Genomic DNA, 6,128 nt, shown 5'->3' on the forward strand with positions numbered 1-6,128 from the left:
TTGAACGTATACACAATAAGAGCCTGCTTAGGCGCTCAAATGGAGTTTAGAGGATTCGCATGAAAGCTATCGTTACTGGCATTACTGGGCAAGACGGCGCCTATCTGGCGGAACTGCTGCTGGAAAAGGGTTACACGGTGTACGGCACCTACCGTCGGACCAGTTCTGTCAATTTCTGGCGTCTTGAGGAGCTCGGCGTAAGCCAGCACCCCAACCTGCATCTGGTTGAATATGATTTGACCGATCTCTCGGCCAGCATTCGCCTGCTGCAAACCACGGAAGCAACTGAGGTTTATAACCTTGCGGCCCAGAGTTTCGTAGGCGTGTCTTTCGATCAGCCTCTGACCACTGCTGAAATTACTGGTTTGGGTTGTGTGAATCTTCTTGAAGCAATCCGTATCGTCAACCCGAAAGCTCGCTTTTACCAGGCTTCGACTTCAGAGATGTTTGGCAAGGTTCAGGCGATCCCTCAGGTCGAGAGCACGCCGTTCTATCCGCGCAGCCCTTACGGTGTCGCCAAGCTGTATGCCCACTGGATGACCATCAACTACCGTGAGTCTTATGGCATCTTCGCCACCAGCGGGATCCTGTTCAACCACGAATCGCCACTGCGCGGTCGTGAATTCGTGACCCGCAAAATCACTGATTCGGTTGCCAAAATCAAACTGGGTCTGCTCGACAAGATGGAACTGGGCAACCTTGACGCCAAGCGCGACTGGGGTTTTGCCAAAGAGTACGTCGAAGGCATGTGGCGCATGCTGCAAGCTGACGAGCCAGACACCTTCGTATTGGCGACCAACCGTACCGAAACCGTGCGTGATTTCGTGACCATGGCGTTCAAAGCTGCCGGGATCGATCTTGTCTGGAGCGGCGTGGCGGAAGACGAGCAGGGTACTGATACGGCCACTGGCAAAGTGCTTGTGACTATCAATCCGAAGTTCTACCGTCCTACCGAAGTCGAACTGTTGATTGGTGATCCGGCCAAAGCCAAGGCTGTATTGGGCTGGGAGCCAAAAACTACACTGGAAGAGCTGTGCCGTATGATGGTTGAAGCCGACCTTCGTCGAAATGAGCAAGGATTTTCGTTCTGATGAGAATTGCCGGTAAGCGCGCACTGATTACAGGTATTCATGGCTTTACCGGTCGCTATATGGCAGCCGAGCTCGAAGCCAATGGTTATGAGGTCGTCGGATTGGGTAGCCATGCTTCCGACAATGCTGACTACCATCAGATGGATTTGGCTGATGGGCCTGGCCTGCGCGCGCTGCTGGCAGACATTCAACCTGACATTGTTGTACACCTTGCGGCGATGGCTTTTGTCGGGCATGGAACTGCCGATGCTTTTTATCAAGTCAACCTGATAGGCACTCATAATCTTCTCGAGGCGGTCGAGCGCTGCGGCAAGCAAGTCGATTGCGTTTTGCTTGCAAGCAGTGCCAACGTGTATGGCAATGCTTCTGCTGGTTTGTTGAGTGAGTCCACCATTCCCGCGCCGGCCAATGATTACGCTGTGAGCAAGTTGGCCATGGAATACATGGCCAACTTATGGCATGGACGTCTGCCTATCGTAATTACGCGCCCCTTCAACTATACCGGTGTGGGGCAGACGGATATCTTCCTCTTGCCCAAGATCGTTGCTCACTTCCGTCGAAAGGCTGAAAAGATCGAACTGGGGAATCTTGATGTATGGCGCGATTACAGTGATGTGCGGGCAGTGGTCAAGGCTTATCGTGGCCTGATCGAGGTGAAGCCATTAGGGCAGACGGTAAATGTCAGCTCTGGTAACACTCACTCGTTGCGCGAAGTTATTGCGATGTGCAAGGAACTCACCGGCCACGATATCGATATCGAAGTAAATCCGATGTTTGTACGTAGCAATGACGTGCAGATACTGTGCGGGGATAATTCGCGTCTTCGTTCGCTGGTTGTTGGTTGGCAGACCCCTGCTTTGAGTGAAACCCTGAGCTGGATGCTGGCGGCTAAATAAATGAAGTTAGTCTTGTCTGTTGAGCCGGTCCGCTTTCCGCTGACCGGAATTGGCCGTTATACCTACGAATTGGCACTGCGACTCCAGCAGAATCCTGAAATTACCGATCTGCAGTTCTTTGCGGGTCGGCGATTTTTGCCAAGCCTGCCGACGGCAGCTGATGAGTCGGGTAATGGCTATGGCTTGAAGCGTGCTGTGCAGAAGAACTTCCTGGCAGTTGAAGCCTATCGGCTGTTGATGCCGATGCTCAGGAAGCATGCGCTTAAGGGGCATGGGGATTTTCTGTACCACAGTCCGAATTATTACCTGCCACCCTTTGCCGGTCGCAGCGTGGCGACATTCCACGATCTATCGCCTTTTACCTGGGCGCATTGTCATGCTCCTCAGCTTGTTCGCTATTTGCAAAAAGAGCTGAAGACCACGTTGGTCAGGGCCGATGCGCTGATCACTGACTCCGAATACACCCGTCGTGAATTGGCGGATTATTTCTCCTGGCCCATAGAGCGTATCCATACGGTTCCTTTGGCCAGCTCCGCAGAGTTCCATCCACGCAGTCCGGAAGTGCTACGGGATACGCTTTCGCGCCATGGTCTTGAGGTCGATGGTTACAGCCTGTTTGTTGGCACTATCGAACCACGCAAGAATATCGATACCTTGCTGGATGCGTATTGCCGGCTACCGATGGCAGTGCGAACTCGCTGGCCGTTGATTTTGACCGGTTACCATGGCTGGCGAAATGACGCTATTCATCAACGACTCGAGACTGCCAGGCGTGAAGGCTGGGCGCGTTATCTCGGGTTTGTGCCGAGCGAAGAGTTGCCACTGTTGTTTGCTGGGGCGCGACTTTTTACCTTTCCTTCGTTATATGAAGGCTTTGGCCTACCTGTGCTTGAGGCGATGAGTTCGGGTGTGCCGGTCGTGTGTTCCAACAGCTCATCGCTTCCAGAAGTCGCTGGTGACGCTGCGCTGATGTGCGAGCCGCTGGACGTCGAAGGGCTGACTGCGCTTCTACAGAGAGGGCTTGAAGATGAGTCGTGGCGTATGACGGCTATTGAACAAGGATTGCAGCACGCAGCTGGCTTCTCCTGGGAGCGCTGCGCAATGGAAACGCTGCAGGTTTATCACAAGGTGCTCAAAGGCTGATGATCAAGGTTCTGCATTTTTTCAAAACCTACTATCCGGAAACAATGGGTGGTATCGAGCAGGTCATTTTTCAGATTGCTGAAGGCGGTACGAAGTACGGGTTCGAATCCGAAGTTTTGTACCTGAGCGATCGTGGTGCTGCACGTAATGAAGTCGTCGGTCACCATGTTACTCACCGTTCCAAGCTCGATTTTCACATCGCTTCCACTGGTTTTTCGATTTCGGCCTTCAGGGATTTTGCCGAACTTGCGAAGAAGGCCGACGTGATCCACTACCATTTCCCTTGGCCTTATATGGATCTGGTGCATTTCGCCAGTCGTATTCGTAAGCCAACGGTCGTTAGTTATCACTCCGATATCGTCAAGCAAAAGACGCTGCTCAAGCTTTATCAGCCGCTGATGAATCGCTTTTTGTCCAGTGTGGATTGCATCGTTGCTTCCTCGCCGAACTATGCCCAAAGCAGCCCTGTGCTCACGCAGTTCAAGGACAAGGTCAAGATCATTCCTTATGGTCTGGACAGAGCGACCTATCCACAACCTTCGGCTGAAAAGCTGGAATATTGGCGCACTCGTTTGGGGGAGCGATTCTTCCTGTTTGTAGGCGCGCTACGTTATTACAAAGGGCTGGACTACCTGCTTGAGGCTGCCAAAGCAACTCAACTTCCCGTTGTTATCTTGGGAGGGGGGCACCTTGAGGCTGAATTGAAGGCACAAGCTCTCCAGCTCGGTCTTTCAAATGTGCACTTCCTGGGCGGCCTGCCCGACGAAGATAAAGCGGCTTTGCTGACGCTTTGTTATGCCTTCGTCTTTCCGTCGCATCTGCGATCCGAGTCGTTTGGCATTTCGCTGCTTGAGGGCGCGATGTATGGCAAGCCAATGATTTCGTGCGAGATTGGTTCGGGCACGACCTATATCAACATTGCGGACGAGACGGGCTTGGTTGTGCCTCCGCGTGATTCGGCTGCGCTGGCCCAGGCAATGATGACGTTGTGGAAAAACCCTGAGCAGGCAGCGTCTATGGGGCTGCGTGCCTTGCTGCGTTATGAAGAAGTTTTTTCGGCTGACGAAATGGCCAAGGCATACGCTTCAGTTTATCGAGGCCTATGCAATTAAAACACGGCAAGGGTGTGATTTTCGTGCGCTGTGCCGTGACCGTCACATGATTATCTGCCAACGGCCTTGAGCGAGGTCAATCGTCGCCAAATCCTATACAGTGCCCGGACTTCAAGTATGGAGCCGGTTCGGCGCGCTTGTCGGTATCTCTGTCTCAAAGGAGGGGCCTAGTTATCTGTTTGCGCTGCAGCGGTATGTCAGTGTTGGCAAGGATGTGACAAGCGGCATCCGATGCTGAATTGCACATTTTAAAGTCGTGAGTTTTGAAAGATGCGGTAAGATTGAGGCCGACATTCCAAATAGCCGCGAAAATCATAAATGGAAAAGAAAAGCAAACGGGTGCTTTGGTTGCTAAACCACGTCACCTTATTGAAGACAGAAGTTCCAATTTTGTTAGCGATGGGATATGAAGTTTTTATTCCGAAGATCATACCGAACGACGTAGGCTTCCGTAGTGGCGTAGTCGACTTTTCCTACGATAAGCACCTGACAATCCCGGATCACGTGCTTAAGGTGCTTAACGAGGCTGATCTATATACGCAAGAGTGGTCAGACGAAGTCGTTGGGTATATGAATCAGTACTTCAGCGCGGCGTTCATCATGCCGGTGCCCATTCACCTTGAAAGTGGGTTGCAAAGGTTTACCGGCGCCATTCTTCTGCGTGCATTCGGCTTTGAATCGCCCAAGACATATATGGGTGTTTTAACATATCTGCATCCCGACGCGATGAAGTGGATTTATGCAGTCCGGGACCGCTTCTGGTTTGCGTCAAGTTATGAGCAGCTTCAAGAGGTCGAGCCGAAGCTGATAGCTGATCGCGATGTCTTCCTGCCTATCGCGTTGCCTGCCTCTTTCGAGTTGTACAAAAATACCTGGAGCGGCACTGACAAACACATACTGTTCGTATGTCCCAATATTGAGACGGACGAATATTATAAGCAGGTTTATGACGACTTCAAACGAGACTTCGGCGATCTTCCTCACGTGATCATCGGTTCACAGAAGACGCCAGTGAACGATCCAAATGTGCGCGGTTTTGTATCCGATGAGCAGTTTATTGAACTATTGCAGAAAAGCGCGGCGATGTACTACCACTCGCACGAGCCCCGTCACGTTCACTACACTCCTATCGAAGGGGCAGAGATTGGCGTTCCCGTTGTCCTGTATGCCGATAATCTTGTCGCACGCATGATCGGGCACCCCATTGCGGGGGCCGTAGAGTCGACTGAGCGCGCTCGCCAATTGCTCGTTTCCATATTGGAAGGCGATCAACATGTCATTGATTCGGTGAGGCAAGATCAGCGCATTTTGAGTAAGCTATTTTCCGAAGCCTATTGTCTGGATGTTTGGAAACAAAACTTCGCTGAGAGCGGTCTACTCGATTTTATGCGGAATCCAGCTAACAGCACCCTAGTGGTATCGAGTGGTGGAAGCCCAACATACAAGCGTGTCCCACGACGTCTGCTTTTGGATCCGCTAGCCTTCATCGATACCCAAACTACGATGGAGGATGGCATCGACTTTCGAGTCAATGATCTCCCAGCCTTTGTCGATCACGTCGATGGCTTATCGCTCATCGAAGAGTGGGGAGCGTGGAGCGACGGAGACATCGTCGAAATTGAACTCGTTGAGCCGATCTCGGGTAGGTTAGACGTTGAGATAACCGCTGGGGCTTATGGGAAAAACATTGGCGCCCGTGTTGAAGTTGAAATCGGAGAAAACCACCACTGGGTCGCGTTTAACACTGCGCCGTGGGATCCGACAAGATCTATCATCCAATGCTATCTAAACGTACGTGATCCATAAACCCCACCTACTTCAGGATGGAGTTCTGGTTTACCTTGGCATTTCCGGTGAGCAGTTCCACGGCAGTAGCGCTTCGTAGT

At 52.0% G+C, this 6,128-nt stretch carries 5 protein-coding genes; all 5 read left to right on the forward strand.

Annotation, left to right across the window (positions count from 1 at the left end):
• Nucleotides 1-59 precede the first annotated feature (59 nt).
• The 5 genes from gmd to C7534_RS06010 all read left to right on the forward strand — a co-directional run bounded on the left by gmd (nt 60) and on the right by C7534_RS06010 (nt 6,048).
• Nucleotides 60-1,091: a GDP-mannose 4,6-dehydratase gene (gene gmd / locus C7534_RS05990; RefSeq protein WP_109785257.1), complete on the forward strand. Its 1,032-nt coding sequence runs from the start codon at nt 60-62 to the stop codon at nt 1,089-1,091.
• Nucleotides 1,091-1,987, forward strand: coding sequence for a GDP-mannose 4,6-dehydratase (locus C7534_RS05995; RefSeq protein ID WP_109785258.1), 897 nt, complete (start codon nt 1,091-1,093; stop codon nt 1,985-1,987). The genes gmd and C7534_RS05995 overlap by 1 nt, the downstream gene beginning before the upstream one ends.
• A complete protein-coding gene (locus C7534_RS06000; RefSeq protein WP_109785259.1) occupies nt 1,988-3,130 on the forward strand; it encodes a glycosyltransferase family 4 protein in 1,143 nt (380 codons plus the stop codon). It begins immediately after the preceding gene.
• On the forward strand, nt 3,130-4,242 hold the full coding sequence (locus C7534_RS06005) for a glycosyltransferase family 4 protein (RefSeq protein WP_109785260.1): 1,113 nt from the start codon (nt 3,130-3,132) through the stop codon (nt 4,240-4,242). Before C7534_RS06000 ends, C7534_RS06005 begins: the two co-directional genes overlap by 1 nt.
• A gap of 318 nt (nt 4,243-4,560) precedes the next feature.
• On the forward strand, nt 4,561-6,048 hold the full coding sequence (locus tag C7534_RS06010; RefSeq protein WP_109785261.1) for a DUF7024 domain-containing protein: 1,488 nt from the start codon (nt 4,561-4,563) through the stop codon (nt 6,046-6,048).
• The last annotated feature ends 80 nt before the right edge of the window (nt 6,049-6,128 follow it).

This window comes from Pseudomonas sp. OV226 (assembly GCF_003148705.1).
Lineage (GTDB): Bacteria > Pseudomonadota > Gammaproteobacteria > Pseudomonadales > Pseudomonadaceae > Aquipseudomonas.

What these genes read in the sequence shown, in the direction of transcription:
- C7534_RS06000 (WP_109785259.1), top strand. Translation starts at nt 1,988, where the DNA reads ATGAAGTTAGTCTTGTCTGTTGAGCCGGTCCGCTTTCCGCTGACCGGA.
- C7534_RS06005 (WP_109785260.1), top strand. Translation starts at nt 3,130, where the DNA reads ATGATCAAGGTTCTGCATTTTTTCAAAACCTACTATCCGGAAACAATG.
- gmd (WP_109785257.1), top strand. Translation starts at nt 60, where the DNA reads ATGAAAGCTATCGTTACTGGCATTACTGGGCAAGACGGCGCCTATCTG.
- C7534_RS05995 (WP_109785258.1), top strand. Translation starts at nt 1,091, where the DNA reads ATGAGAATTGCCGGTAAGCGCGCACTGATTACAGGTATTCATGGCTTT.
- C7534_RS06010 (WP_109785261.1), top strand. Translation starts at nt 4,561, where the DNA reads ATGGAAAAGAAAAGCAAACGGGTGCTTTGGTTGCTAAACCACGTCACC.